Raw genomic sequence first — 26,685 nt, forward strand, 5'->3', positions numbered from 1 at the left:
GCAGGCGCTCTGTGCTTTTCGTTCAAAGGGGGATACACTGGTGGAACAACTTTTGCGTAACTTCTTCTTGTTTTTATCTAAAAATAAATCATTTACAAAGCTTGCGAAAAAGTATGGGCCCAGGCTTGGAGCGGCGCGTTTTGTTGCAGGCGAGGACATTAAGAAAGCGGTTGAAGTCATCAAAGACTTAAACTCAAAAAATCTTGATGTAACGATCGACTACCTTGGGGAATTTGTTGATAATGAAAGAGAAGCAAACGAAATGGCCGACAATTGTTTAAACGCCATTGAAGTAATCGGAAAAGAAAAATTGCACTCTCAATTATCTCTCAAATTAACCTCAATGGGACTGGATATTTCAGCTGCAATTGTGATGAAAAATATGCGAAGAATCTTAAAATCCGCGAAAACTCACAATGTTTTTGTGACAATTGACATGGAGGATTTTTCTCGTTGTCAAAAAACAATTGATATTTTCACAGAGCTTAAAAGTGAGTATGATAACATCGGTACCGTTATTCAAGCATACCTTTTTAGAACAGTTAAGGATATTGCAGATCTGAATCAATATAATCCAAATTTGCGTTTGGTAAAAGGGGCATATAAAGAGTCACCTCAAGTCGCCTTTCCAGAGAAAAAAGATGTCGATGAAAATTTCAAAAAGATTATTAAAATGCATTTGTTGAATGGAAACTATACAGCTGTTGCTACTCATGATGATGCAATCATTGAATATACAAAGCAGCTTGTAATTGAAGAGAATATTTCAAAGGATCTTTTTGAATTCCAAATGTTATACGGAATTCGTCCCGAAAGACAGCTGGAGCTGGTGAATGAAGGATACAAAATGCGTGTGTATGTTCCTTATGGTAAGGATTGGTACGGCTATTTTATGAGACGTTTAGCAGAAAGACCCGCCAATGTTGCGTTCGTCTTAAAAGGCGTTTTAAAAAAATAGGAAAACCTTTCAGGTGTCGCGGTTATAAATGCGACAACCTGAATGCTTTTTACCATTTCTTCTTTAAGACTCATTCTGCTCTATAATTAAACTTCTCCCATATTTTCTTTTTTATATTGCTGATTTTGACTAGTTCTCTTTCCGCCGCCAGTATGCTCATTGGTTGGTCCGGAATTCCCTTTTACACTTGCTGCACTAACTCCTGCTTTTGAAGGATCTTTCTTTAATCGTGCCATGTTAAATATCACCTCCTAGCGATTAATTTCTCATAATCGTTCATCTTTTATACTTTTTTTCGCGTATAATCAATGGAGTCCCCTTTTTGGATGCTTCATATAGTAATTCCTGAATGAATTTCTTTTGGAAATATGTTGAACAAATTTTCTAAATCTTTTATATTTATAACTAGGGGTAATGGCGTATATTTTTTTACTAAAAAAATGAATGATCATTCATTCAAAAAACGACAAAGGTGGAAAAGAAATGACTAAAAGCATTAAGAAAGCTGCAGTTTTAGGTTCAGGAGTTATGGGTTCTGGAATTGCTGCACATTTAGCAAATATCGGTATCCCTGTCTTATTACTTGATATTGTCCCGAGGGATTTAACAGTGGAGGAAAAAGAGAAGGGTTTATCATTAGAGGATAAACCTGTAAGAAACAGGATAGCTTCTGCTGCTGCTAAAAAACTGCTCAAGCAAAAGCCTGCTCCATTATCATCAAAATCAAACTTATCTTTTATAGAGGTTGGGAATTTTGAAGATGATATGGACCGCCTTGCTGATGTGGATTGGATTATTGAAGTCGTTGTAGAGAACTTAGATATAAAGAAATATGTATTATTTGAAATTGATAAGTACCGCAAGTCAGGAGCTATTGTAAGTTCTAATACATCGGGAATTTCAGTGGAAGCAATGGCAGAGGGCTGTTCAGAGGATTTTCGAAAACATTTTCTGGGAACACATTTTTTCAACCCGCCACGTTATCTTAAATTGTTAGAACTAATACCTACAAAAGATACGGACCCTCATGTATTATCCTTCATGAAGACGTTTGCGGAGGATGTTTTAGGCAAGGGTGTGGTTGAAGCGAAAGACACTCCAAACTTTATTGCCAACAGAATTGGAACTTATGGACTTTTAGTAACCGTGCGGGAAATGGTTAAAGGTAACTATAGTGTTGGTGAAGTCGATTCCATTACAGGACCGTTGATTGGAAGGCCCAAAAGTGCAACCTTTAGAACACTGGATGTAGTTGGATTAGATACATTTGCGAATGTAGCGAAAAACGTTTATGACCAGGTTGAAGGAGAAGAAAAAGATGTATTTGACCCGCCGACTTTTATGAAACAAATGCTTGTAAATGGTTGGTTAGGCAGTAAATCAGGCCAGGGTTTTTATAAAAAAGTGGGTCAAGACATTTTTGAATTAGAGTCTGAGACATTAAAGTATGTAGAGCGTAAAAAGCTAAAAGCTCCAAGCCTTGAAATGGTAAAACAAGTAAAAGGTACAGGGGCTAAAATGAAAGCGCTTATTTACTCGGAAGACCGCGCTGGTCAGCTATTATGGCAAATAACAGCTCCTACACTTTTATATTCAGCGAACCTATTAGGGGAAATTGCAGATGATATTGTTGCAATTGATCAGGCAATGAAATGGGGTTTTGGCTGGCAGCTCGGCCCTTTTGAAACGTGGGATGCAATTGGTATTGAAAAATCTCTTTCAGTAATGGAAAGTCAGGGAATGAAAGCACCTGATTGGATATATGAAATGATCGAAAAAGGGCATAAATCTTTTTATATAAATGAAAACGGCGTCCGATTTTATTATAAGGACGGGGAATACAGAAAGATTGAGGTCAATCCAAAATCAATTAATTTACAACAAATAAAGGAAACAAAGGGTGTAATCAAAAAGAACAGTAGTGCAAGCTTAATAGATCTAGGTGAAAGTGTAGCTTTACTTGAGTTTCATTCTAAGAACAATGCAATTGGCCTAGACATCATTCAAATGATCAATTTTGCAATCGATGAAGTAGAGCGTAACTACAAAGGGCTGGTAATTGGGAATCAAGGTAAAAACTTCTGTGTTGGGGCCAATCTAGCGATGATCTTACTTGAAGCACAAGACGATAATTATTTTGAAGTAGATATGGTCATCCGTCATTTTCAGCAAGCAATGATGAAGATAAAGTACAGCCGTAAACCCGTGGTAGCTGCACCGTTTGGAATGACACTTGGCGGAGGAGCGGAAATATGTCTTCCAGCTGCACATATTCAAGCATCAAGCGAAACCTATATGGGATTAGTTGAGGTCGGTGTCGGATTAATTCCGGGCGGGGGAGGCAACAAGGAGCTTTACATTAAACATTTAAGAAGTCTACCTAAAGGGGTCAATTTTGATCTTCAAAATGTGGCAAATAAAGTATTTGAAACAATAGCAACAGGAAAAGTATCTTCTTCTGCTCATGAAGCAATTGAAAATAATTTCCTGGGTCAAAGTGATGGGATAAGTATTAATGGAGATCACCTGATCTATGATGCAAAGCAAAAGGTCCTTCATTTAGCAGAAGAAGGCTATCTGCCGCCAGTTCGTAGAAAAATCCCGGTTGTTGGGGAGACAGGATATGCAGCATTACTACTGGGGGCACAAGCTATGCTGCACTCGGGATATATTTCCGAACATGATATGAAGATTGCTAAAAAGGTGGCCTATGTGATTGCAGGAGGAAAAGTACCATTCGGAACAGAGGTTGATGAACAATACTTACTAGATTTAGAGAGAGAAGCATTTCTCAGTTTAGTGGCCGAAGGAAAGTCTCAGCAAAGGATGCAGCATATGCTTGTTAAAGGAAAGCCATTACGTAACTAGGGGGAAATCAAAAATGAGGGAAGCGGTCATTGTTTCTGGAGCTCGAACACCTGTAGGAAGAGCGAAAAAAGGAACCCTTGCTCACGTTAGACCTGATGATTTAGGAGCACTGGTTGTTAAGGAAACGTTAAAACGGGCAGGTAATTATGAAGGGAATATTGATGATCTCATTATAGGCTGTGCAATGCCTGAAGCAGAGCAGGGATTAAACATGGCTAGAAATATCGGAGCCCTTGCCGGCCTTCCATATACGGTGCCTGCAATTACTGTAAATCGTTACTGTTCTTCTGGTCTTCAAGCAATTGCTTATGCAGCTGAAAAAATTATGATTGGCCACTATGACACGGCTGTAGCTGGTGGAGCTGAATCTATGAGTTTAGTACCTATGATGGGGCATGTTCAGCGCCCAAATGTAAAGATTGCTGAAGAGACTCCTGAATACTATATGAGCATGGGACATACAGCAGAGCAAGTCGCTGAGAAATATCGTGTAAGCCGTGAGGAACAAGATGACTTTGCTGTTCGAAGCCATCAAAAAGCGGCAAAGGCTATTAAAGAAGGCAAGTTTGAAGAAGAAATTGTACCAGTAGAAGTTTCAGTTAAACATGTAGGATCTGATCATAAGCTTCATGAAAGAACCATTCAGTTTAGTAAAGATGAGGGGGTACGCGAAGGAACAACTTCGGAAATTTTAGCAGGCTTGAGACCTGCTTTCTCAGTAAAAGGGTCTGTAACTGCTGGGAATTCCTCTCAAACTAGTGACGGGGCAGCTGCGGTTATGGTCATGGACAGGGAAAAAGCTGACGCTTTAGGTTTAAAGCCAATAGCGAAATTCCGTTCTTTTGCAGTCGGAGGGGTTCCTCCTGAAGTAATGGGAATTGGTCCTGTTGAGGCAGTCCCTAAAGCATTAAAGCTGGCAGGGCTCACCGTTTCAGATGTTGGTTTGTTCGAACTAAACGAAGCCTTTGCCTCACAATCTATTCAAGTAATCCGTCATTTAAAGCTTGATGAGGACAAAGTAAATGTAAATGGGGGTGCAATTGCATTAGGTCATCCACTTGGATGTACAGGTGCTAAGCTCACATTATCTTTACTTCATGAATTGAAACGCCGCAATGAACAATTTGGGGTTGTCACCATGTGTATTGGCGGCGGTATGGGGGCAGCAGGGGTGTTTGAACTTTTGGCTTAATGGTTTGTTGGCACTTTCATAACCTTTTAAGCTACATTGTAAAACGGGGGGAAATGTATTATGTCAAAAACAACAGATTCAGTTATAAAAGGCGGCAGTTTTTTAATAGAAGATGTCAATTTTGAGCGTGTATTTACACCAGAGGATTTTACAAATGAGCACAAAATGATTGCAAAAACAACTGAGGAATTTGTCGTGAATGATGTACTGCCGCATTTAGATGACATCGAAAACCATCACTTTGAGAAATCAGTAAAGCTTTTAAAACAAGCAGGGGATCTGGGGCTGCTAGGAGCAGATGTACCTGAAGAATATGGCGGCCTTGGACTTGATAAAGTAAGCTCAGCTCTTATTACAGAGAAGTTCTCACGTGCGGGAAGCTTCTCATTGTCATATGGAGCACATGTTGGAATCGGCTCATTACCTGTCGTTCTATTCGGAGATGAGCAGCAGAAGAGGAAATATTTACCTGATCTTTCTTCAGGAGCAAAAATTGCTGCTTATGCATTAACAGAGCCTGGATCAGGATCAGATGCTCTCGGTGCTAAAACGACAGCAAAGCTCAATGATGAAGGGACCCATTACGTATTAACTGGAGAAAAGCAGTGGATCACAAATTCAGCCTTTGCAGATGTCTTTATCGTTTATGCAAAGGTTGATGGAGAGCACTTTTCAACCTTCATCGTAGAGCGTGGCTTTCCAGGGGTCTCAACCGGTCCAGAAGAAAAGAAGATGGGGATCAAAGGATCTTCGACACGGACATTAATTTTAGAAGATGCGCTAGTTCCAAAAGAAAATTTGTTAGGTGAACTTGGGAAAGGTCATATCATCGCCTTTAATATTTTAAACATTGGTCGATATAAACTTGCTGTCGGTACCATTGGGGCATCTAAGCGTGTGTTAGAGGTATCGGTTAAATATGCTAATCAACGCCAGCAATTTAAGACCCCCATTGCTAAGTTTTCCTTAATTCAAGAAAAATTAGCTAATATGGCCTCTAAGCTATACGCAATGGAAAGCTCTGTATATAGAACTGTAGGTTTATTTGAAGACCGTATGAACCGTCTTTCAATCGAGCAGCAAAAGGATGGAAAAGTAGTAGCTGCTTCTATTGCTGAATATGCCATTGAATGTTCATTAAATAAAGTTTTTGGCTCAGAAACATTGGATTATGTCACAGATGAAGGTGTTCAAATTCACGGCGGATATGGTTTTATGCAAGAATATGAGGTAGAGCGTGCTTACCGAGATTCCCGTATTAACCGGATTTTTGAAGGAACTAATGAAATCAATCGTTTGTTGGTGCCTGGAACCTATTTTCGTAAAGCGATGAAGGGTGAAATCCCTCTTCTTCAAAAGGCCCAAGCACTGCAAGAAGAATTAATGATGCTTATGCCAGAAGAGGTTGGCGATGGATTGCTTGAGCAAGAAAAACATTTATTGAAAAATGCCAAAAAAATTGCCTTGATGATCGCTGGCCTTGCCGCTCAGAAATATGGAGAGAAAATTCAAAAAGAGCAAGAAATCCTTGTGAACATTGCAGACATAATCAGCAATATCTATGCAATGGAATCAGCGATTCTTAGAACTGAAAAGGGGATTGCAGTAAGCGGCAAGGAGAAGGCCAAACAAAAGCTGCTATATACTCAAGTATTTGCACAGGAAGCATTTAATGAAATTGAAGCTCATGCGAAGGAATCCCTTATAGCAATTGAAAGCGGTGACGGACTAAGGATGATGCTTTCCGCTCTTCGTAAATTTACCCGGCATACTCCAATCAATGTCATTGCAAAAAAACGTATAATTGCTGCAAAGCTAATCGAAGAAGAGAAGTATACAGTTTAAAAATTGCAAGCTGAAAGGACTGAACCTAGTGGATTCACTGGGTTCAGTTCTATTTCCAAATGATGTGAAATATATTTTTATACTTATAGACCTTGCTGCTCAAACATTTATAACACGATAGTATGTGATGGTTCTCTTTCACTTCAACAATACGCTCGAACCGTTTAATTCTGGTCAATCTTTAAGGACCGAGAAAATTTTTAAAAATGTTCATTTTTTTGAAAGAATAAACGTTTTCTGAAGAATAGCATATAAATCAAGGGGGCTGTCCAATAAGTCGATTTTTCGGCTTTTGGATGCCCCTTTACATGTTTCAGAATATATTAAAATTCTTGAATTCAATTATTAAAGAATTTGCTCTTTTCGGACAACCTCATCTAGTTCACTTGAAAAATAATTCTTCTCTCCCAGAATTTTTGCCCTTTAACAAAGTTTATAAAAAGTATCAGTAAAAATAAGAATGAGATCGCTGAATGTATTGTCAAATGTATTTTAGTGAATCATATCAACAATTGAGGGAGTTAGAAGATAAGACATTAGGCTTGTTAAAAGAGATATGATAAAATGGTTTCGTGAGTAAGAGTGACAGGTGGTGAAGGAAATGGCTCTAACGTTTTATTGGTACCCTAAATGCGGGACATGCCGTAAAGCAAAAAAATGGCTGGAAGAACAAAACGTTGAAATAAATGAAGTACATATTGTTGAAAATCCGCCTAGTAAAGAAGAAATAAAAGACCTTTACAAGAGAAGCGGTCTGGAGTTGAAGAAGTTTTTTAACACAAGCGGCCAGAAATACCGTCAGCTTGGGCTGAAGGATAAAATAAAAGAAGCATCAGAAGATGAATTACTAGAACTTCTCGCTCAAGATGGAATGTTAATAAAGCGCCCTATTACAACTGATGGTAAGCAAGTAACCGTTGGTTTTAAAGAAGACGAGTTTAAACAAGCATGGGGTTCATAAGAAAAAGAGTTCTTCCAATAGAAATCTTTTTTCATAAATAATGATTATTAAATGGAGGGAAATTAAAATGAATACACCTAAAGAGTTACGTTATTCTGAAGAACATGAATGGGTAAAAGAAGAAAGCGGCAAGGTTCGAATTGGTATTACTGATTTTGCACAATCAGAGCTAGGGGATATTGTGTTCGTTGAACTTCCAGAGGTTGGGGACGAAATTAATGCAGACGAGCCTTTTGGGAGCGTTGAATCAGTTAAGACTGTTTCCGAATTGTATGCCCCTATTAGCGGTACAGTCGTTGAAATTAACGAGGACCTAGATGACAGCCCTGAATTTGTTAATGAATCACCATATGAAAAAGCATGGATGATTGTAATTGAACCTAGTGATGCAGGGCAAATTGAAAACCTTATGACATCCGAGCAATATGAAGAGATGGTGAAAGAAGGCTAATCACATTTCTTTTCTGGTCATTGGGCAACCTATATCGTAAAGGTTCTTTTTTAAAGAGTTTGCTCATCAGATAAAGAAAGCAATCGGTGACTCACCGTTTGCTTTCTGTCACATCTGACCTCCCTCTTTAGGGGAGGTACCTTTACTTTTTTTAAAAGGTTAAAACAAAGCTTGAAAACAGCCTTTTTATTTAGGAGGATGCTTAATGACCATAGAAAAGAAGAGCATTGATATTACAGACCGAATCACAGGAAAGTTCCAAGAAGGGCAAATGAAACTATTTTTAGAAAAGGAACAGATTGGCCAAATGATTTCTGGAGCGAAAGGAAATGAATTCGAGTTAAAAAATGGCTACTATTTTGATAATGAGCGTTTTTATCAAATGGCAGACGTGACAAGTCAACCAGATGCAAAGTATGTGGATTGTGATTATGAAAATGGTTGGTGTTAAATTGGACCTGACTCATCAAGTGCACAGTGACTGCAACTATTACTACAGCTCAACTTTTATGTTGAACAGCAGGAAAAATTAGCGGCAGAGAAGTTTGGCACGATGGGTCTTGTCCTTTTTATTAGATGCGAAGTTTTAGGATGACTACATCGCTAAAATGCTGGGGTGGTTTATTAAATTAGAGAATCATCCTTTCGCTGGTTTCATCTATTCCCATCATTGATCTCAAATTTTCAAAAAATGGGATCATTTCTTTTTATCAGCTAAGAAACCTTAAGCTAATGAAAGTATGAACGTGATTAAGAGCGGTATCATTATCCAGCTCCGGGCGCCATCAACTCTTAGGTCTCAGGGTCAATCCGCTGAGAAGGTTAAAAAACAACCTTCATGCCGGCTCGCCTTGTGCTTGTCGTCGAAGGACTAGCGCTCTGCTCTTTTCGTTCTATGCCCGTTTCTTCGGTTGTGCAGGAGAAATTGGAAACACCTTTTACGTTTTGAATAAATTATAGAAACAACGATAAACAGGTGATGAGAATGTCGGTAGTTGAGGTTGAGAAGGTCATTATTGTAGAAGGTAAATCTGACAAAAAAAAGATAGAAAATGTGATTAATGAACAAATTGAAATTATCTGCACAAATGGAACAATTAGTATTTCGAAGCTTGATGAACTTATAGATGAGAATTTTTCTAAAGATGTGTATGTCCTAGTGGATTCTGATGAATCGGGAGAAAAACTAAGAAAACAATTTAAAAGAGAGTTTCCAGAGGCTTCCCATCTTTATATTGATCGAATGTACAGGGAAGTAGCCTCAGCGCCAGACCAACACGTTGCTTCTGTGTTGTTGAGTGCTAATATTGATGTTCAAGCAAGATTTTTATAAAAAGGAAAAATATTAAAATTAACCACAAACACCTTTTTAATTAAAATTTTTCAATAAAAAAACCTGCTTTATAATAGATATTTTTAGAAAATTAGAGGTGTCTATCATTTTATGGAAAAACTAACAAAGGAAGATCTCTTCCAGCTTGGTGAAAGTGACCAATTTCTATACTTATATACTCCTCTTTGCGGTACATGCCAGTTGGCTGCGAAAATGTTGACAATTGTTGAAGAAGCTATGCCTTCTTTAACCATTCATTCTTGTGATTTAAATTATATCCCTACTTTAGCTGAAGAATGGAAAATTGAAAGTGTACCTTGTTTACTCTTTTTTAAAGAAGGACAGCTTGATAAAAAGGTCTACGCTTTTCAATCTGTTGAAAATTTATATAATTTGTTTAAAACATATACCGCCAACTAGGCGGTTTTTTAGTTTCACCAGTAAGTTAAGTGAATTAATGTTTAGGGGAGTTATCGTTATCTAGTAAAAAACAACAGTGGTCCCAAGGTCAAGAGACAACCTGTCAGATATGTAAAGTACAATCTTCATGCGTTCATAAGATTATTTGTCACTGAGGACAAATGCTGTACGCTTTTCACTCGACATATTTCTTGGGAAATGATTGGTTTTGGTAAACTTGTCGATATTTCATAACAGGAACTCTGGACTTTCTAAAGAACTATTTAAATAAAGTAAATAGTGGGGGAAGGTCTAATTGAATATTACAGAGATAATGGAGAATTTAAGCAAAAATCAATTACTAAAACCTTTGCTTTACCGTAAAGAGGTGATTATAGAGGTATCGAACAATGAAATGACCTTTTTTTTTAGTCTCCATGAGGAAGGAGTTTTTATTGTTGATGATGAAACCAGCCCGAATATTCGGATCAGAGGTAAGCAAAATGAATTGATCGAGATTTTTACAGGGAAAATAAAATTGCAGCAATCAATAAAGATGGGACTGATTAAATTTGAAGGCACCTATCGAAGCCTTCTTAACCTAGAGTCTATTTTATGGATGAATTCGGAATAATTTATCATAATATTCATTTATTTATCAATCTTAGAAATATATTTATTTTAGAGGGGAAGATAATTGACAGGTGGATATACCCATGATACAATCACCTTCGTACTAAAAAGAATATCAATATAATAAAATAGCTTGTTCTCTTATCAAGAGAGGTGGAGGGAAGTGCCCTTTGAAGCCCGGCAACCAACAACATTTGTTTGAAATGGTGCCAATTCACACAAAGCAATTCGCTTTGAGAGATGAGAGAAAGGACATAGATTAATATGCCTTTCTGCTCGTTAAGCAGGAAGGCTTTTTAATAGGTTGCTAGAAAGTCAAAGTGTATGAATGTGTTAAAGCAGTCATTGTTGCCCAGCTCCATGCGACTTCGTCCCAAAGGACATAAGCTGATCGGACATGTAGATTAAGGAAAAACCTTCATGCCTGCCGGCTCTTACGCTAATAATACTGGAAGCAGCAATAAGAAAGAAGGTGAAAGTGATGATTAATCTAAAGAATGTTACAAAAATATACAATTCTAAAAAAAGCAAAAGCATTACCGCTGTTGATCAAGTAAACCTTAAAATAAATAAGGGTGAAATATTTGGCATTATTGGATACAGCGGGGCTGGTAAAAGTTCTCTAATTAGACTGCTAAACGGTCTGGAAAAGCCCTCAAGCGGAACAATTGATGTTGGGGGATATTCTATTGATTACATTTCCGGTGCTAAAATGAGAAAAGCCCGCCAAGAAATTAGTATGATTTTTCAACATTTCAATTTATTATGGTCAAGGACAGTACAAGAAAACATTGCCTTCCCACTTGAAATTGCTGGTGTTTCAAAAAAGAAAAGAATGAAAAAAGTCAATGATCTCATAAAACTAGTTGGATTAGAGGGCAAAGAAAAAGCATATCCTGCTCAGTTAAGCGGCGGGCAGAAACAGCGTGTCGGTATTGCAAGGGCATTAGCAAATGATCCAAAGGTATTGCTTTGTGACGAAGCTACATCAGCTCTTGACCCAGAAACTACAGATTCAATCCTAGATTTGTTAGTCGATATAAACAGGCGGCTTAATCTTACAGTTGTTTTGATTACTCATGAGATGCATGTCATTCAAAAAATTTGTCACAGAGTGGCCGTTATGGAGGAAGGAAAAGTAGTAGAACAAGGTGATGTTCTTACTGTATTTCGAAACCCTCAGCAATCGATCACAAAACGATTCGTCAAGCAAGTTACAGAGCCTGGGGAAACAAAAGAAACGGTTCAGAAGCTTTTAGAAAGTTATCCAACAGGGAAAGTGCTGCAATTGACTTTTATCGGTTCTGATGCACAAAAGCCATTAATCACAGATCTTATCCGAAATTTTGCAATTGATGTGAACATTCTTCAAGGGAAAATATCGCAAACTCAAGGGGGATCATATGGCAGTCTCTTTATTCATATTGACGGGGACGCTAATGAGCTGAATCGTGCACTTGATTTTATTAAAGAACAGAAAGTAGAAGCGGAGGTGTTAGCTAATGGTTGAAGAGCTTCTGCCAAATGTAAATTGGGAAAATGTTTGGGAAGCAACATATGAAACTGTTTATATGACCGGGATATCGGTGGTTGCTACCTTTGTTTTAGGAGTTTTGCTGGGCTTACTTCTATTTTTAACTTCTAAGGGAAACATTTGGGAAAGCAAAATTATCAACCTTGTAGTGGCGTCCTTTGTCAACATCTTTCGTTCGATTCCTTTTATCATTTTGATTATTTTACTAATTCCTTTTACCAAAGTTTTAGTCGGAAGTATGCTTGGTGCTGAAGCAGCACTGCCCGCTCTTATTATTGGTGCTGCCCCGTTCTATGGAAGAATGGTTGAAATTGCTCTCCGAGAAGTAGATAAAGGAGTCATTGAAGCCGCAAAGTCAATGGGTGCTAAAACATCGACGATCATTTGGAAAGTGCTGCTGCCAGAATCCATGCCTGCACTAGTTTCAGGTATTACTGTTACAGCAATCGCTCTTGTAGGTTATACAGCTATGGCTGGAGCGGTCGGTGCAGGAGGCCTAGGGCATTTAGCCTATTTGGAAGGTTATCAGCGAAACAACAACGATGTAACAGCAGTCGCTACAATTTTCATTTTACTATTTGTTTTTATCCTTCAATTCATTGGAGATATTGCAACAAAATCATTAGACAAACGATAGGGGGAAAAATTATGAAAAAAGTTCTATTAACAACTGTTTTTGCTGCATCTGCAGCTATACTCGCAGCGTGCGGTTCGGGTTCAGGCGAAGAAAAAACGATTAAAGTCGGGGCATCACCTGTTCCTCATGCAGAAATTCTAGAAGAAGCAGCACCTTTATTAGAAGAAAAGGGTTTTAAACTGGAAGTTGAAGAGTTTACAGATTATGTTTTACCTAATAAATCATTAGAGGGAAAAGATATTGATGCAAACTTTTTCCAGCATGCTCCTTACCTTGAAGGGCAAAAGAAAGAGCATGGCTACGAATTTACAAGTGTTGGAGGCGTTCATATTGAGCCAATTGGGGTATATTCTAATAAACATAAATCACTAGAAGAGCTGCCAAATGGGGCAGAAATTATTATGAGCAGCTCTGTAGCTGACCATGGACGGATGCTTTCAATGCTGGAGGAAAAGGGGCTTCTAACGTTAAAAGAAGGCGTTGAAAAAACAGAGGCTACAGTAGATGATATTGAAGAAAATCCTAAAAACCTTAAATTTACAGCAGATGTAGAGGCAGCGCTCCTGCCAAAAGCTCTTGAAAACAATGAAGGAGATGCCGTTTTAATAAATGGGAACTATGCTCTGGATGCAGATTTAAACCCTGAAAAAGATGCCATTGCGCTTGAATCAGCTGACAATAATCCATACGTTAATCTTGTGGTTGTTCGTAATGGGGATGAAGACAGTGAAAAAATTAAAGCTTTAATCGAGGTTCTTCAATCGGAAGAAATTCAACAATTTATTGAAAAAGAATATAAAGGTTCTATCATATCAGCAGAATAATTCATTGTTTTACCTGAGGCCTATCACCAATAGATAGGCCTTGTTTATTTATGTTAACTGCCTACATATGGTCTCCCCTCATTTTTCACGCATAAACCCTCATTATTTCAACATACTAACTATGATGAATTAGAATGGAGTGGATTGAATTGGAACATCATGAGCCGCGCAATTCAACAGAAGCAGCCTTGCACGATTACAAAGAAGGACTGGGAATTTTCACCCAAAAAATGCCTGATTTAGCAACTCGCTTTAATGCATTTACAGAAGCCTGTTTTCAAGAAGGGACACTTTCTCAAAAAGAAAAGCAATTAATAGCACTTGGAATAAGTGTCTATTCGCAAGATGAGTATTGCATAATCTATCATACCAAAGGGTGTCTCGATCATGGAGCATCAGAACAAGAAATCCTTGAAGCGGTAGGGGTCACTGCAGCATTTGGCGGTGGGGCTGCCATGAGTCAGGCTGTCACATTAGTACAAGAGTGTGTAACAGAATTAAATCAGTTAAAACAATGAGAGCATGAAAATGGCTCTCATTGTTTGTATTGGGGAGCAATTAAAAGGGTAAGAATCAAAATCAAAATAGAATCAAGATGAAGCTATCCAGTGATAATACATCAAGTTATACCCGCTTTGATATCAATTCTTAAAGGTAGTAACATAATAGGTGTTTGATAAAACTTGAAAGGGTTGATTCGTTATTTTAAATCAAGAAAAGCTAAATCTTGATTACACGATTGAAATGGAAAAAGCGATGCAGCAAAATCATAATCTTGGATATGCGGAATACAGCCAAAAGCATGAGAAGAGAATGGAAGTTGAAATGAGTCGAGAGAAAGACTTTAAAAAAAGCAAAAGAATTGTAGCCGAGCATAATCGCAAAGTCCATTCTTAACCAACAGACAATGGTTAGGGACAGGACCTTTAAATAAAAACTAACAATAAGGAATCAGAGTAATTCTGATTCCTTATTGGCGTTTACGTATAAATGTATGAAAAGTGAATTGTTGTTGTCATCCCCAACGGATTACCTGAACCAACCTTTTCACCTTTAGTAAAACGACGAATATACAATATACCTGAAAATGTCGAAGATAAATCAGTTGGGACAAAAAAACTTTTAGCGGCAAATAGAACGTTGATGGAGCTGAAAAATTTGAATTGCAGATATTAAAAGACCAATAAAACACAAGATCGCCCAGTAAAATTCACGATGGGGAAAGAAAATAGGTAATTGTGGAGAATAAAAAGAGGTGTGGCAAGTAAACGGGATAAGGAATGAAGTGTTTGCAGCATACAGGCTAATAAATCCTTCCTCTTCATTATTCACTAATCCTATTGATTAAAGAGTATCTAAATAAGAGAATGGGAGCTTCAAAGGAAAGCTCTCCGATTTTTTTCACCAGCTCACCCCTGATCTGCAATTTTCATTATATAAAAAAGAAATCTTGGTTAACATAAATTAGTGTAGATTACATAGGATAGACTTTTGCTGATTGTCGAAACGTGTTAAACTTCTAAAAGGACTATACATACATTCTCAACTATTTCTTAAACTTTGAGAAAATCCTTTATTTTTATAAATAGGTCTAATAGAGAGTATTACACCTTTAATCGGAAGAGGATGTCTTCTTAAAAAGTTGTATTCACTTTTCATTTGTTATAAGATTAGAATGAGAATAAAATGAGAATCATTAAAACTTAAATGATATATTATTGGAGGTATTAGCATGGCAGGTTCTACTTTATCAATTAAAGACTTACATGTTGAAATTGATGGAAAAGAGATTTTAAAAGGTGTAAACCTTGAAATAAAAGGCGGGGAGTTCCATGCAATTATGGGACCGAACGGTACAGGAAAATCTACTCTTTCTTCTGCAATTATGGGCCACCCAAAATATGAGGTGACGAAAGGGAGCATTACATTAGATGGAGAAGATGTTTTAGAAATGGAAGTTGATGAACGTGCTCGTGCAGGTCTGTTTCTTGCAATGCAATATCCAAGCGAAATCAGCGGGGTAACGAATGCAGACTTCCTTCGTTCATCTATTAATGCACGCCGCGAAGAGGGTGAAGAAATCTCATTGATGAAATTCATCCGTAAAATGGACTCTGCAATGGAAGAGTTAGATATGGATCCGGATATGTCTCAACGCTATTTAAATGAAGGATTTTCCGGCGGAGAAAAAAAACGCAACGAAATTCTTCAATTAATGATGATTGAGCCGAAAATTGCTATTTTAGACGAGATTGACTCTGGTCTTGATATTGATGCTTTAAAAGTCGTTTCAAAAGGTATTAATCAAATGCGTAATGAAGAATTTGGCTGCTTAATTATTACGCACTATCAGCGTTTGTTAAATTACATTTCACCTGATCACGTACATGTTATGATGCAAGGCCGCGTAGTTAAATCTGGCGGACCAGAACTCGCACAGCGTCTTGAATCAGAGGGTTATGACTGGATTAAAAAAGAACTTGGTATTGAAGACGAAACTGTTGGCCAAGAAGCGTAAGCGTTAGGGGGATAATGATGACAGTGGACATAAAACTACCGATCGATCAAGAGTATCTCACAAGCTTTTCAAACAAGCATAGTGAACCAGCTTGGCTAAAAGACCTCCGCTTACAAGCTTTAGCGAAAGTGGAAGATCTTCCAATGCCGAAACCAGATAAAACGAAAATCGATAAATGGAATCTAACAAATTTCAAAAAGCATACTGTTGAAACAGAAAAACTTGGTTCTCTTAAAGAGCTTAATGATACAGTAAAATCATTAATTGATTTAGAGCAAGAAAATAAAAATCTTTATATTCAACGTGATCATACACCAGCATATATCACTTTATCTGAGGAATTAAAAGCAAAAGGTGTTATTTTCACAGATATTCAAACAGCAGCAAAAGAACATAGCGATCTCGTTGAGAAGTATTTTATGAAAGACGGAGTAAAAGTCGATGAGCACCGTCTTACAGCTTTACATGCAGCTTTAGTGAACGGAGGAGCATTTATCTACGTCCCTAAAAATGTAGAAGTTGAAGCTCCGCTGCAAGCTGTCTATGTACATGAAAATCCTGAAACAACTTTGTTCAACCATGTCATTGTGGTAGCAGAGGACAATAGCTCTGTTACTTATGTAGAGAATTATATTTCTTCAGTAGAAACAGAGGAATCAATTTTCAACATAGTAACAGAGGTTTTTGCTAATACAAATGCAAAAGTAACCTATGGAGCAGTTGATAACTTAGCAAAAGGTGTTACAACGTATGTAAACAGAAGAGGGATTGCAGGCCGAGATGCAAGAATCGAATGGGCACTTGGGTTGATGAATGAAGGAAATACAATCTCTGAGAATGTTACCAATTTAATTGGAGACGGATCTTTTGGCGATACAAAAACAGTGACTGTTGGCCGCGGGGAGCAAATCCAAAACTTTACAACAAGTGTTGTTCATTTTGGTAAACATTCTGAAGGGTATATTTTAAAGCACGGGGTATCCAAAGATAATGCAACTTCAATCTTTAATGGAATCGGAAAGATTGAGCTCGGTGCATCGAAATCAAACGCAGAACAAGAGTCCCGCGTCCTTATGCTTAGTGAAAAAGCACGCGGCGATGCGAACCCAATCCTGCTTATTGACGAAGATGATGTAACAGCAGGGCATGCAGCTTCAGTTGGCCGTGTAGATCCAATTCAGCTTTATTACTTGATGAGCCGTGGAATTCCACGAGAAGAAGCAGAACGATTAGTGATTTTTGGCTTCTTGGCGCCTGTTGTAAACGAACTTCCGATCGAAGGCGTAAAAAAACAGCTGGTTGAGGTAATTGAAAGGAAAGTTAAGTAATGAATATCCAGGATATACGCAAACTATTTCCGATTCTAGACCAACAAGTCAATGGCAGGGATCTAGTTTATCTTGACAGCGCAGCGACTTCTCAGAAGCCGCTGTCTGTCATAGAGGCGGTAGATAAATATTACCGCGGCTATAACTCAAATGTTCACAGAGGTGTCCATACTTTAGGTACAAAAGCTACTGATGAATATGAAGGGGCTCGTGAAAAAGTCCGGAAATTCATTAATGCCGGCTCTACTGAAGAGGTTATATTTACAAGAGGTGCCACAACAGCTTTAAATACAGTTGCTATCAGTTATGCAAGAGCCTATTTAAAAGCCGGTGATGAGATTGTCATCACGCACATGGAGCATCATGCAAATGTTATTCCATGGCAGCAGGCGGCTAAGGCTACTGGTGCAACTTTAAAATATATTCCTCTTCAAGAGGACGGAACGATAGCATTAGAAGATGTAAAAAAGACCGTAACAGAGAATACAAAAATTGTTTCGGTTATGCAAGTTTCCAATGTTCTCGGAACCATTAACCCCATTAAAGAAATTGGGAAGGTTGCTCATGAAAAAGGAGCCATAATGGTTGTAGATGGAGCACAAAGTACTCCACACATGAAAGTGGATGTCCAGGATTTGGATTGTGACTTCTTTGCTTTTTCTGCACATAAGATGTGTGGTCCGACCGGAGTTGGGGTATTGTATGGTAAAAAGACTATTTTAGAAAAAATGGAGCCTGCTGAATTCGGCGGGGAAATGATTGATTTTGTAGGGCTTTACGAATCTTCATGGAAAGAGCTTCCATGGAAGTTTGAAGCCGGAACCCCTATTATTGCAGGAGCTATTGGTTTGGGAGCAGCTATTGATTTCTTGGAAAATATCGGGTTTGATACGATTGAAGCTCATGAACACAAATTAGCCGGCTATGCCATAGAACGTTTGTCTGAAGTTGAAGGTCTAACCATTTACGGCCCAAAAGAACGCGCTGGCTTGGTTACATTTAACATTGAAGATGTACACCCGCATGATGTGGCAACCATCCTGGATGCAGAAGGAATTGCGGTAAGAGCAGGGCATCATTGTGCACAGCCGCTAATGAAATGGCTCAAGGTTTCTTCCACTGCACGGGCCAGCTTCTATCTGTATAACACGGAAGAAGAAGTTGATAAGCTTGTCGAAGGAGTAATCAAAACAAAGGAGTACTTTTCAAATGTCTTCTAATGTCAATTTAGATACACTATACCGGCAAGTCATCATGGATCATTACAAAAACCCGCGAAATAAGGGTTCTCTTGACGACAGTTTGACAGTCGATATGAACAATCCTACCTGTGGCGACCGGATCCATTTGACACTGAAGGTTGATGATGGAAAAGTGACGGATGCAAAATTCGATGGGGAAGGCTGCTCAATCTCAATGGCATCAGCCTCAATGATGACTCAGGCCGTAAAAGGCCAGGATATTGAAACAGCGTTAAAAATGTCAGAAATCTTTTCCAACATGATGCAAGGAAAAGAATATGATGATAGCATAGACTTAGGTGATATTGAAGCATTGCAGGGTGTTTCAAAATTTCCAGCCCGAATTAAATGTGCAACGTTAGCCTGGAAAGCAATGGAGAAGGGTGTTAATAACAAAGAGAAATAAGTATTTAGCTTTTTATAAAAGATTGGAGTGAAAATGGATGGCTAAAAAAATGCCTGAAATCGGTGATTATAAGTACGGTTTTTCTGATAAGGATGTTTCCATTTTCCGTTCAAAACGTGGCTTGACAAAAGAGATTGTAGAAGAGATTTCAAGAATGAAGGATGAACCGCAATGGATGCTGGACTTCCGACTAAAATCTCTTGAGCACTTCTATAATATGCCAATGCCACAGTGGGGCGGAGACTTAGCTGCACTTAACTTTGATGAGATCACGTATTACGTGAAACCATCAGAAAAGTCTGAACGTTCTTGGGACGAAGTACCAGAAGAAATTAAACGTACGTTTGATAAACTTGGTATCCCTGAAGCAGAACAGAAATATCTTGCTGGGGTTTCTGCACAGTATGAATCAGAAGTAGTTTATCACAATATGCAAGAAGACCTTGAGTCTATGGGAATTGTGTTTAAAGACACAGACAGCGCTCTTCGCGAAAATGAAGATATTTTCCGTGAGCACTGGGGAAAAGTCATTCCTCCTACTGATAATAAGTTTGCTGCATTAAACTCGGCGGTTTGGTCAGGAGGATCATTTATCTACGTGCCAAAGGGCATAAAAGTAGATACTCCACTTCAAGCGTATTTCCGAATCAACTCTGAGAATATGGGTCAATTTGAACGTACGTTGATCATTGTTGATGAAGGAGCATCTGTCCATTATGTGGAAGGGTGTACAGCACCTGTTTATACAACAAATTCCCTTCACAGTGCAGTTGTTGAAATTATTGTGAAAAATGGCGGCTACTGCCGTTATACAACGATTCAAAACTGGGCAAACAACGTTTTCAACCTTGTAACGAAACGGGCAGTTTGCGAAGCGAATGCGACAATGGAATGGATTGACGGAAATATTGGTTCAAAATTAACGATGAAATATCCTGCTGTTATCCTTAAAGGCGAAGGCGCACGCGGAATGACATTATCAATTGCGCTTGCTGGAAAAGGACAGCATCAGGATGCAGGTGCAAAAATGATCCATTTAGCACCAAACACTTCATCTACGATTGTTTCGAAGTCTATTTCAAAACAAGGCGGAAAAGTAACGTATCGCGGAATTGTCCATTTTGGGCGTAAAGCCGAAGGTGCCCGTTCCAATATCGAATGTGACACATTAATTATGGATAACCAATCAACATCTGATACAATTCCTTATAACGAAATTCTGAATGATAACATTTCGTTAGAGCATGAAGCGAAAGTTTCAAAAGTGTCAGAAGAACAGCTATTCTACTTGATGAGCCGCGGTATTTCAGAAGAAGAAGCAACTGAAATGATCGTAATGGGCTTCATCGAACCATTCACAAAAGAACTGCCGATGGAATATGCAGTTGAAATGAACCGTTTAATCAAGTTTGAAATGGAAGGTTCTATCGGATAAAGTCAAAGAAACCTTGGTATAATAAGGATTATGCCAAGGTTTTTTTATGCAGATAAGCTCTGCACAAAATTTTTGTGCGGTTTTACGCCGACGTCTTTCTGTGAACACTCCCTCACCTCCGACGTTTTATAACTTACTTTCGGTTTATTATTTAATCATTTTTAAAATGCTCTTTATAAGCTTTTCACTATAATCTTCGAGGCTTAATCCATTTTTAAGTGATAACATTGAACCCGATATGGATCCCCGAATGACAACCGCAATCACTTGAGGATCAAAATCACCAAATTCTTTAGATTCTTTTCCTTTGTGAAGAATCTCTTGCAATAAAACATTTAATACATCTTCATCATCGACTTCTACCAGATAATAAGGGACGTTGTTTGGCGTGCGAGCATTAAAAACAATTTCAAGTAAAGCGATGTTATTTCCACGGTTTGTACCCTGATATGCTAAACTTGCTTCTATAAAAGCCATTAATTTTTCCATAGGCGTTTGTTTTTGTTCTACTTTTGCCTTAATAAAGGCTCGCTCATGTTGAACCAAATACATCAAAGTATTTTTCATCAAATCTTCCTTACCAGAGAAATGATAAGATATAAGTCCTGTACTTATATCTGCTTTATTTGCTATTTTGGATAGACTCGTGCTGGCATACCCAACTTCTGTTAACACCTCTATAGCAGCTTTAATGATTTGTTCTCTCCGAGCCTCAGCTATCAAATATTGTTTGTTTTCCATTTATATTTCCACCTTTATTTTTTTGGTTGTTCATAATTATTTTTGATTTATCAATCAAAAATAATTATGAACACGTTTCTATCTCCTGTCAATGCTTTGTGAGATCTCTATTGATGAAAAGAGTCAATGGAGCATGCTATTATATGGCTTAACATGGTATAGGTTATACATTTAAAGTGTAATACACTATTGTTGATGTTGGTGCCTTACGTTTACCCACCAATTATGATTTAGGTATTGTAAGATCAGTGTATTTAGATATCTTATTTGCAATATAGAGGAAGCTAATAAAGATAATGACAGAAAAAGTCCATCCATACACTTTCATATAAAATAAGATTCTATCATAATGCTCGATTCCAATCGTATTTAAGAGGTAGGCTTTAAATCCTGCTTGGCCAAAGTTTCGGATGGCAAATAATGCTGTCAGCCAGCAAAACGAAGGATAAAGATCAGGAATAGTAAAAAGCTTATAGCTATCATTCCTATTATGTCCTTGAAGATAGGCAATATCTATTGCAAAATACATGGCAAGTGGTTTTTTAAACAAAATGGTTAATAGCCAGAACAATCCGAGTGCAACACCATAATAAACATTATTCCATTGCATTCGTTCTGCGGATTGTGACATCAGGTCAATGATCGTCCCAAGCGTCATTGTACTAAGAATAAACAAACCTGTGACATTAAATTGTTTTTCAGAAATAAACCGATAAATTGTATAAAAAATGCCTGGGACTGTAGTAAGAAGCATGGCTGTATAATCACCAAGAGGTTCTTGACCAAACCTCCATATGAGATAAGGCAATGCTAAATAAAAAATAAGATCTCCGTAAATTAAATGTTTTTTCAATTTTCATCACCTGTTTTCAAGGTAACATATTTTTCCTTTTTAAAAAAGTCTATTGTTTGATGTGGAAGTTTCAAATCCAACCCCTTTCAAAATGTTCGCGGTAAAATGGAAGGATAGGTTATGATAATATTTAGAGGTGAAAGTTATGATTTATATTGGGGTAACTGGTTGGGGAGATCATGATACTCTTTATTCTTCAGGTACTTCTAATTCCAATAAATTAAAAGAATATGGAGCCCATTTCCCAATCGTTGAGGTAGATTCAAGCTTCTATGCGATTCAGCCGAGGAGTAATATCGAGAAATGGGTTTCAGATACTCCTGAAACATTTCAGTTTATTGTAAAAACTTATCAAGGAATGACAGGTCATCAAAGGGGAGAGATTCCATTTGAATCAATGGGAGAAATGTTTACAGCCTTTAACCAATCCCTGACTGGTTATAAGGAAGCAAACAAGCTGGCATTGGTTCTATTTCAATTTCCTCCGTGGTTTGATTGCAAACGGGAGAATGTTGACTATATTCGTTGGTGTCGTGAGCAGATGAAAGACTTTCCGGTAGCACTTGAGTTTAGAAACCGTTCTTGGTTCCTCCCCGAATACTATGAGCGGACGCTTTCTTTTATGAAAAACGAAGAGTGGATTCATAGTATTTGTGATGAACCACAAGCTGGATCTGGCAGTATTCCAACTGTATTAAAAAGTACACATCCTGAAAAAACTCTCATCCGCTTTCACGGCAGAAATAAACATGGTTGGACAAAGCCTGGGAAAGGCCAAGAGTGGAGGGATGTAAGATATCTGTACCGCTATACTGAAACAGAATTAATGGAGTGGAAGAAAAATCTGTTAGCTTTAAAAGAAGAATGTCCAAATCTTTATGTATTGTTTAACAACAATTCAGGTGGGGATGCAGCTGACAATGCAAAACAGATGATATCCTTATTAAATGTTGAATATGAAGGGCTGGCTTCAAGACAACTTGACTTTTTCAGTTAGAAAGAAAAGTGTTCTCAGGTTGTTAATAACAGTTGGATTTAGCATGCTGGAGCTGTTGGAAGCTTAGCTGGCTTCGATATGTCATCATCACGATTTTTGAGTAGCCGGAGTTAAGCTTTTAATTCTTTTCCTGACATCTATTCCGAGGAGAGGAGGTTCCCCGTTTGAAAAAGCTTTATATCTATCATGTAAATGATTTACATAGTCATTTTGAAAACTGGCCTAAAATAGTTCATTATTTAAATGAGAGAAAGAGACACCATGATGAAAACGGAGAAGACTATCTTCTGCTTGATATTGGAGATCACGTCGATCGATTTCATCCTATTACAGAAGCTACGGAAGGAAAAGCAAATGTTGAATTGTTAAATCAATTACAATTTGATGCAGTTACGATAGGAAATAATGAAGGAATTACTCTATCCTACGAGACATTAAACAGCCTTTACAAAGAGGCCGATTTCACCGTCGTCCTTTCCAATCTATTTGATGAGCTTAAGCAAAGGCCAGAATGGATGAAGCCGTATCACATTATCGAGTTGAAAACTGGATATAAAATTGGATTAATAGGAGTCACTGTTTTTTATGAGAAATTTTATAAGCAGCTTGGATGGCAAATCAAAGATCCGTTTCAAGCCGTTCAGGAATCCCTATTTGCGATAAAGGACCAGGTTGATCTTGTTGTATTAATGTCCCACTTAGGTATAAGTGATGATGAAATAATGGCTAATGAATTTCCGGATATCGACCTTATTTTAGGGGCCCATACTCACCATCTACTTTGTGATGGGAAATTCATTAATGGTGTACTTTTAGGCGGGGCTGAAAAATACGGGCATTACGTAGGGTGCATAGAGATAACTTATGAAAAAGAAAATTTCCATTTGCTGAAAAAAAAAGCACGGGTAGAAGAGATGATTAACTTATCGCAAACATGTAAGACAACGGAAGCTTGGCTGCAAAAGAAAGAGAAAGAAAGCCGATGCATTCTTTCAAAGGAAATCGTCCATTTACATGAAGCCATTCCCTTAGAGTGGTTTGAAAGCTCAGACTTTACTAGCATATTAGTCTCCTCAATAAAGGAATGGTGCCAAGGGGAGGTTGCTATGGTGAACGCTGGAATGCTGCTTGCGCCTCTTCCGGCAGGACCTGTGACAAAAGGGGATTTGCATCGAATTTGTCCCCACCCAATAAACCCGTGCAAAGTCTTTCTAAAAGGAGATGAGCTTAAGGAGGTCATTTTGCAAGCGAGCACAGAAAAAATGGAACATCTGCGTCTTAAAGGACTTGGATTTCGGGGGAAGGTCATGGGACAGATGGTATATGATGGAATTGATGTTGTTAAGGAAAAGCTGGATGATGGGGAAATGCATGTCACCTCAATTTTAGTAAATGGTCAACCGCTTGATCCTGATAAGCTATATGGAGTGGCAACTGTGGATATGTTCACACTTGGTCCGCTTTACCCCGTTATTAGTCATGCAGATAAAAAGACCTATTTTATGCCTGAATTTCTAAGGGATTTATTAGAATGGAAGCTTAAATCCATTCAACAATTCAAAATTGATTTGGATTCAAAATCAACTTTGAGCTCTGCCGGAAAACCCAAAACGATATAATAACTGTACTTTTCTTGTTTGGCATCGTATCTTTTTCCTATTCCCGAAAAATTGTACAAATCCTATGCGTTAACCTATACAAACATACCCCCTTCCTTCATACAGTAGATTAGGAAGGGAGTGTGAAACGCAAATGGTCACAATGACTCCAGTTGTTATCGGGGATCATCAATTTACAGCCATAACAGTCAAACTGCCTAAAACAAACTTTATGGCAGTGACAAATGACAGGGGATATATTATGTGCGGGGCATTAGATGTTGCTTTATTAAATGAAAAATTAAAAGATAGAGGGATCATTGCAGGACGTGCCGTTGGGGTGCGCACAATTGAACAACTTATCGAAGCTCCCCTAGAGTCCATAACAATAGAGGCTGAAAACATCGGAATTCATGTTGGGATGTCTGGGAAAGAAGCGCTTTTAAAAATGGTATAGATAATTTTAATTAAAGCGACCAGTTAGACTGGTTGCTTTTTGTTCAAAGATAAGAAAGTATAAGTTTTTGTACCAAGTTTTCGTGTCTAGCTCCAGCGCCTAGCCCGCCTGAGGTCATAAGCCACAAATGAATTGAAGGTAAAGAACACCTTCATTTCATTTGCGTCTTATGCTTGTCGGGGCTGAACAAGGCGCTTGCGCTTTTCTTAGGAAATTGAACTGTAGATTTGAAGAAAATCAGAGTTGAAGACTTCAATTGTGGTTTTAGCTGGATAGGAGCTGCCCATTTATAAATGTGACATTTCATCGGTTGTTCAGCCTGCCAAACCTGAAACACATCCACTTGGATAATTTCCTTCCGATTATCATACCACTGAGATTTGGCTGCTTATCTGTCGCTTTACAAAAACATGCCTATATCCCTTCTTGCCTGCATAAACATAGCTTGTAAAGGGGGGATTGACTTGGCAAAATTTCACGGCCTCTTGCCGCGGAGAGGGCCTTTACCTTTTCGTTATCTCCTATTATTAAGCTTTGTGTTTTTCATTTTATTAACTACACTTGGCTTATGGTTGATTAACCGGGGATTAGAGCCGACTCTCGTAAGTGTCGCAGAAACAGAAACAAAGCGAATAGCTACTTTGGTCATAAATAATGCTGTTAATAAGCAAGTCGAAGAGGGAAAAAATACAGGTAAAATCATTTCAGTAGAAAAAGACAAAGATGGGAAAATAACCTCTGTGAATCTTGATACACATCTCATAAATAGTATGCAAGCTAAAATAACGAATCGGGTCCAGCAAGAATTACAGGAAGCTGAAAAGGGAAATGTAGAGCTTTTGGAGCTGCCGGATGAGGAGTTTGAAGCATCGGGTCCTGATGAAGACGGGATCATTTATTATATTCCTTTAGGCCAGGCAACCAATAATGCTCTACTAGGAAACTTGGGACCTAGAATCCCCGTACGATTTTATGTGGTAGGAAACGTAATTTCTGATGTGACAAATACTATTGAGGAATATGGTATTAATAATGCGGCAATAAGGGTGTCGATTCATATCAAAGTGAATGTCCAAGTTGTAGTCCCATTTGAAACTCAAATGGCTACTGTTGAGAACACGATTCCTGTTGTTAATAGAATAATTCCAGGAGACGTGCCGAATTTCTTTAATGGAGGCGGAGACAGCTCCCCGTCTATTGAAATACCTTCAGGCGACTAGTTGCTAGAATCATAATTTACTGATATAATTCATACAGTAAAAATGAATACTTCACCTTATCTCACGGATGAGGTAGAGGTGCGTCAAAGATGAGTACACAATGTGAGGATGACAACTGTGATCATTGTTGAAAGGCTTTTTCGCCGAAGCATGGATAAGCGTCAAGCTTATGTATTGCTGGGGTTGCCTTGAATAAGGGTAACACTGTCATTATGGAAACGAATTAGGTTTCTATAATGGAGGGCTACTGATCGTG

The 26,685-nt window shown here is 38.1% G+C and carries 26 protein-coding genes and 2 riboswitches; of the genes, 23 read left to right on the forward strand and 3 right to left on the reverse strand.

All coding sequences use genetic code 11. The features are described 5' to 3' along the window. Nucleotides 1–40: 40 nt before the first annotated feature. Nucleotides 41–958 carry a proline dehydrogenase family protein gene (locus tag IC621_RS11140; RefSeq protein ID WP_191158381.1) on the forward strand — a complete coding sequence of 306 codons (918 nt, stop codon included), beginning with the start codon at nucleotides 41–43 and terminating at the stop codon, nucleotides 956–958. An 86-nt stretch (nucleotides 959–1,044) separates the two neighbouring features. Here IC621_RS11140 and IC621_RS11145 read toward each other — a convergent pair whose 3' ends face one another. Further along, complete coding sequence (locus IC621_RS11145) at nucleotides 1,045–1,194, reverse strand: YuzL family protein (protein WP_191158382.1); 150 nt, start codon at nucleotides 1,192–1,194, stop codon at nucleotides 1,045–1,047. 247 nt (nucleotides 1,195–1,441) lie between these two features. On the opposite strand from IC621_RS11145, the gene IC621_RS11150 reads away from it, so the two are divergent. The 18 genes from IC621_RS11150 (at nucleotide 1,442) to sufB (ending at nucleotide 20,563) form a co-directional block, all read left to right on the forward strand. Next, nucleotides 1,442–3,826 carry a 3-hydroxyacyl-CoA dehydrogenase/enoyl-CoA hydratase family protein gene (locus tag IC621_RS11150; RefSeq protein WP_191158383.1) on the forward strand — a complete coding sequence of 795 codons (2,385 nt, stop codon included), beginning with the start codon at nucleotides 1,442–1,444 and terminating at the stop codon, nucleotides 3,824–3,826. Nucleotides 3,827–3,839: 13 nt separating this feature from the next. Further along, on the forward strand, nucleotides 3,840–5,018 hold the full coding sequence (locus IC621_RS11155; RefSeq protein WP_191158384.1) for an acetyl-CoA C-acetyltransferase: 1,179 nt from the start codon (nucleotides 3,840–3,842) through the stop codon (nucleotides 5,016–5,018). A 60-nt stretch (nucleotides 5,019–5,078) separates the two neighbouring features. After that, nucleotides 5,079–6,863 (forward strand): acyl-CoA dehydrogenase family protein, encoded by a 1,785-nt coding sequence (locus tag IC621_RS11160; RefSeq protein WP_191158385.1) that lies wholly within the window; start codon nucleotides 5,079–5,081, stop codon nucleotides 6,861–6,863. Nucleotides 6,864–7,464: 601 nt separating this feature from the next. After that, nucleotides 7,465–7,824, forward strand: a complete 360-nt coding sequence (locus IC621_RS11165) for an arsenate reductase family protein (RefSeq protein WP_191158386.1) — start codon at nucleotides 7,465–7,467, stop codon at nucleotides 7,822–7,824. Between the two features lie 67 nt (nucleotides 7,825–7,891). After that, nucleotides 7,892–8,275, forward strand: a complete 384-nt coding sequence (gcvH, locus tag IC621_RS11170; RefSeq protein WP_191158387.1) for a glycine cleavage system protein GcvH — start codon at nucleotides 7,892–7,894, stop codon at nucleotides 8,273–8,275. A 205-nt stretch (nucleotides 8,276–8,480) separates the two neighbouring features. Continuing rightward, the gene (locus IC621_RS11175; protein ID WP_191158388.1) at nucleotides 8,481–8,726 is read left to right on the forward strand and encodes a YusG family protein; all 246 of its coding nucleotides are present in this window, start codon (nucleotides 8,481–8,483) and stop codon (nucleotides 8,724–8,726) included. A gap of 534 nt (nucleotides 8,727–9,260) precedes the next feature. After that, nucleotides 9,261–9,608: a toprim domain-containing protein gene (locus IC621_RS11180; protein ID WP_191158389.1), complete on the forward strand. Its 348-nt coding sequence runs from the start codon at nucleotides 9,261–9,263 to the stop codon at nucleotides 9,606–9,608. A 111-nt stretch (nucleotides 9,609–9,719) separates the two neighbouring features. Further along, entirely contained in the window at nucleotides 9,720–10,028 is a 309-nt protein-coding gene (locus IC621_RS11185) for a thioredoxin family protein (RefSeq protein WP_191158390.1), read from the forward strand. Between the two features lie 295 nt (nucleotides 10,029–10,323). Continuing rightward, the gene (locus tag IC621_RS11190) at nucleotides 10,324–10,641 is read left to right on the forward strand and encodes an SCP2 sterol-binding domain-containing protein (protein WP_191158391.1); all 318 of its coding nucleotides are present in this window, start codon (nucleotides 10,324–10,326) and stop codon (nucleotides 10,639–10,641) included. A 137-nt stretch (nucleotides 10,642–10,778) separates the two neighbouring features. After that, nucleotides 10,779–10,887: riboswitch (SAM riboswitch) on the forward strand. Between the two features lie 234 nt (nucleotides 10,888–11,121). Next, complete coding sequence (locus IC621_RS11195) at nucleotides 11,122–12,150, forward strand: methionine ABC transporter ATP-binding protein (protein ID WP_191158392.1); 1,029 nt, start codon at nucleotides 11,122–11,124, stop codon at nucleotides 12,148–12,150. Beyond that, nucleotides 12,143–12,811, forward strand: coding sequence for a methionine ABC transporter permease (locus tag IC621_RS11200; protein ID WP_191158393.1), 669 nt, complete (start codon nucleotides 12,143–12,145; stop codon nucleotides 12,809–12,811). The genes IC621_RS11195 and IC621_RS11200 overlap by 8 nt, the downstream gene beginning before the upstream one ends. A gap of 11 nt (nucleotides 12,812–12,822) precedes the next feature. Beyond that, complete coding sequence (locus tag IC621_RS11205) at nucleotides 12,823–13,635, forward strand: MetQ/NlpA family ABC transporter substrate-binding protein (RefSeq protein ID WP_191158394.1); 813 nt, start codon at nucleotides 12,823–12,825, stop codon at nucleotides 13,633–13,635. Nucleotides 13,636–13,769: 134 nt separating this feature from the next. Further along, nucleotides 13,770–14,153 (forward strand): carboxymuconolactone decarboxylase family protein, encoded by a 384-nt coding sequence (locus tag IC621_RS11210; protein ID WP_191158395.1) that lies wholly within the window; start codon nucleotides 13,770–13,772, stop codon nucleotides 14,151–14,153. A gap of 1,214 nt (nucleotides 14,154–15,367) precedes the next feature. Then, nucleotides 15,368–16,153, forward strand: coding sequence for a Fe-S cluster assembly ATPase SufC (sufC, locus tag IC621_RS11215; protein ID WP_191158396.1), 786 nt, complete (start codon nucleotides 15,368–15,370; stop codon nucleotides 16,151–16,153). A 17-nt stretch (nucleotides 16,154–16,170) separates the two neighbouring features. Continuing rightward, nucleotides 16,171–17,481, forward strand: a complete 1,311-nt coding sequence (gene sufD, locus IC621_RS11220) for a Fe-S cluster assembly protein SufD (protein WP_191158397.1) — start codon at nucleotides 16,171–16,173, stop codon at nucleotides 17,479–17,481. Continuing rightward, nucleotides 17,481–18,701, forward strand: a complete 1,221-nt coding sequence (locus IC621_RS11225) for a cysteine desulfurase (protein WP_191158398.1) — start codon at nucleotides 17,481–17,483, stop codon at nucleotides 18,699–18,701. The genes sufD and IC621_RS11225 overlap by 1 nt, the downstream gene beginning before the upstream one ends. Further along, nucleotides 18,691–19,128 (forward strand): Fe-S cluster assembly sulfur transfer protein SufU, encoded by a 438-nt coding sequence (gene sufU / locus IC621_RS11230; RefSeq protein WP_191158399.1) that lies wholly within the window; start codon nucleotides 18,691–18,693, stop codon nucleotides 19,126–19,128. Before IC621_RS11225 ends, sufU begins: the two co-directional genes overlap by 11 nt. Before the next feature lie 37 nt (nucleotides 19,129–19,165). After that, entirely contained in the window at nucleotides 19,166–20,563 is a 1,398-nt protein-coding gene (sufB, locus tag IC621_RS11235; RefSeq protein ID WP_191158400.1) for a Fe-S cluster assembly protein SufB, read from the forward strand. A 147-nt stretch (nucleotides 20,564–20,710) separates the two neighbouring features. Here sufB and IC621_RS11240 read toward each other — a convergent pair whose 3' ends face one another. Next, the gene (locus IC621_RS11240) at nucleotides 20,711–21,304 is read right to left on the reverse strand and encodes a TetR/AcrR family transcriptional regulator (protein WP_191158401.1); all 594 of its coding nucleotides are present in this window, start codon (nucleotides 21,302–21,304) and stop codon (nucleotides 20,711–20,713) included. A gap of 223 nt (nucleotides 21,305–21,527) precedes the next feature. Next, the gene (locus IC621_RS11245; RefSeq protein ID WP_191158402.1) at nucleotides 21,528–22,157 is read right to left on the reverse strand and encodes a VC0807 family protein; all 630 of its coding nucleotides are present in this window, start codon (nucleotides 22,155–22,157) and stop codon (nucleotides 21,528–21,530) included. A gap of 145 nt (nucleotides 22,158–22,302) precedes the next feature. On the opposite strand from IC621_RS11245, the gene IC621_RS11250 reads away from it, so the two are divergent. The 4 genes from IC621_RS11250 to yunB all read left to right on the forward strand — a co-directional run bounded on the left by IC621_RS11250 (nucleotide 22,303) and on the right by yunB (nucleotide 26,429). Then, entirely contained in the window at nucleotides 22,303–23,154 is an 852-nt protein-coding gene (locus IC621_RS11250; protein WP_191158403.1) for a DUF72 domain-containing protein, read from the forward strand. 164 nt (nucleotides 23,155–23,318) lie between these two features. After that, complete coding sequence (locus IC621_RS11255) at nucleotides 23,319–24,773, forward strand: bifunctional metallophosphatase/5'-nucleotidase (protein ID WP_191158404.1); 1,455 nt, start codon at nucleotides 23,319–23,321, stop codon at nucleotides 24,771–24,773. A 133-nt stretch (nucleotides 24,774–24,906) separates the two neighbouring features. Next, a complete protein-coding gene (locus IC621_RS11260; RefSeq protein ID WP_191158405.1) occupies nucleotides 24,907–25,209 on the forward strand; it encodes a YunC family protein in 303 nt (100 codons plus the stop codon). 464 nt (nucleotides 25,210–25,673) lie between these two features. Then, on the forward strand, nucleotides 25,674–26,429 hold the full coding sequence (yunB, locus tag IC621_RS11265; protein WP_224752464.1) for a sporulation protein YunB: 756 nt from the start codon (nucleotides 25,674–25,676) through the stop codon (nucleotides 26,427–26,429). 65 nt (nucleotides 26,430–26,494) lie between these two features. Then, nucleotides 26,495–26,684, forward strand: a riboswitch (Lysine riboswitch). The last annotated feature ends 1 nt before the right edge of the window (nucleotide 26,685 follow it).

It is taken from the genome of Metabacillus arenae (assembly GCF_014773385.1).
Lineage (GTDB): Bacteria > Bacillota > Bacilli > Bacillales > Bacillaceae > Metabacillus_D > Metabacillus_D arenae.

What these genes read in the sequence shown, in the direction of transcription:
- IC621_RS11240 (WP_191158401.1), bottom strand. Translation starts at nt 21,304, where the DNA reads ATGGAAAACAAACAATATTTGATAGCTGAGGCTCGGAGAGAACAAATC.
- IC621_RS11200 (WP_191158393.1), top strand. Translation starts at nt 12,143, where the DNA reads ATGGTTGAAGAGCTTCTGCCAAATGTAAATTGGGAAAATGTTTGGGAA.
- sufU (WP_191158399.1), top strand. Translation starts at nt 18,691, where the DNA reads ATGTCTTCTAATGTCAATTTAGATACACTATACCGGCAAGTCATCATG.
- sufB (WP_191158400.1), top strand. Translation starts at nt 19,166, where the DNA reads ATGGCTAAAAAAATGCCTGAAATCGGTGATTATAAGTACGGTTTTTCT.
- sufC (WP_191158396.1), top strand. Translation starts at nt 15,368, where the DNA reads ATGGCAGGTTCTACTTTATCAATTAAAGACTTACATGTTGAAATTGAT.
- IC621_RS11155 (WP_191158384.1), top strand. Translation starts at nt 3,840, where the DNA reads ATGAGGGAAGCGGTCATTGTTTCTGGAGCTCGAACACCTGTAGGAAGA.
- IC621_RS11160 (WP_191158385.1), top strand. Translation starts at nt 5,079, where the DNA reads ATGTCAAAAACAACAGATTCAGTTATAAAAGGCGGCAGTTTTTTAATA.
- gcvH (WP_191158387.1), top strand. Translation starts at nt 7,892, where the DNA reads ATGAATACACCTAAAGAGTTACGTTATTCTGAAGAACATGAATGGGTA.
- IC621_RS11225 (WP_191158398.1), top strand. Translation starts at nt 17,481, where the DNA reads ATGAATATCCAGGATATACGCAAACTATTTCCGATTCTAGACCAACAA.
- IC621_RS11150 (WP_191158383.1), top strand. Translation starts at nt 1,442, where the DNA reads ATGACTAAAAGCATTAAGAAAGCTGCAGTTTTAGGTTCAGGAGTTATG.
- IC621_RS11260 (WP_191158405.1), top strand. Translation starts at nt 24,907, where the DNA reads ATGGTCACAATGACTCCAGTTGTTATCGGGGATCATCAATTTACAGCC.
- IC621_RS11185 (WP_191158390.1), top strand. Translation starts at nt 9,720, where the DNA reads ATGGAAAAACTAACAAAGGAAGATCTCTTCCAGCTTGGTGAAAGTGAC.
- IC621_RS11250 (WP_191158403.1), top strand. Translation starts at nt 22,303, where the DNA reads ATGATTTATATTGGGGTAACTGGTTGGGGAGATCATGATACTCTTTAT.
- IC621_RS11165 (WP_191158386.1), top strand. Translation starts at nt 7,465, where the DNA reads ATGGCTCTAACGTTTTATTGGTACCCTAAATGCGGGACATGCCGTAAA.
- IC621_RS11175 (WP_191158388.1), top strand. Translation starts at nt 8,481, where the DNA reads ATGACCATAGAAAAGAAGAGCATTGATATTACAGACCGAATCACAGGA.
- IC621_RS11210 (WP_191158395.1), top strand. Translation starts at nt 13,770, where the DNA reads ATGGAGTGGATTGAATTGGAACATCATGAGCCGCGCAATTCAACAGAA.
- IC621_RS11195 (WP_191158392.1), top strand. Translation starts at nt 11,122, where the DNA reads ATGATTAATCTAAAGAATGTTACAAAAATATACAATTCTAAAAAAAGC.
- IC621_RS11180 (WP_191158389.1), top strand. Translation starts at nt 9,261, where the DNA reads ATGTCGGTAGTTGAGGTTGAGAAGGTCATTATTGTAGAAGGTAAATCT.
- sufD (WP_191158397.1), top strand. Translation starts at nt 16,171, where the DNA reads ATGACAGTGGACATAAAACTACCGATCGATCAAGAGTATCTCACAAGC.
- IC621_RS11145 (WP_191158382.1), bottom strand. Translation starts at nt 1,194, where the DNA reads ATGGCACGATTAAAGAAAGATCCTTCAAAAGCAGGAGTTAGTGCAGCA.
- IC621_RS11205 (WP_191158394.1), top strand. Translation starts at nt 12,823, where the DNA reads ATGAAAAAAGTTCTATTAACAACTGTTTTTGCTGCATCTGCAGCTATA.